1 protein-coding gene is annotated in these 279 nt (G+C 73.1%); it reads right to left on the reverse strand.

Going from position 1 to position 279, the window contains the following annotated elements; all coding sequences use genetic code 11:
* A partial coding sequence (locus ON30_RS05810; RefSeq protein WP_040704764.1) for a hypothetical protein occupies positions 1 to 279 on the reverse strand: 279 nt, incomplete at both ends.

Raw genomic sequence — 279 nt, forward strand, 5'->3', positions numbered from 1 at the left:
CAGGTGATGGCGCGGGCCAGGGCGGCGCGTTCACCGGCCAGGACGGCGTCGATCGCGGGCGGTTCGGCCGCCAGGTCGACGTCGCAGTCGCGGATCAGGCGGTTGATCATGCCGGGCAGGCCCAGGCGCTGACCGTCCTCGGGGGAGAAGATCGTCACCCCGGCGGCGGCCAGGCGGGTGATCTCCTCGGGGACGATCACGCCGCCGCCCCCGCCGAAGATCCGGACCTGCCGCGCGCCCGCGGCCTGTAGCGCCTGCGCGAGATATTCGAAGTATTCG

Origin of the sequence: Nocardia takedensis NBRC 100417, from assembly GCF_000308695.1 — a bacterium.
Classification (GTDB): domain Bacteria; phylum Actinomycetota; class Actinomycetes; order Mycobacteriales; family Mycobacteriaceae; genus Nocardia; species Nocardia takedensis.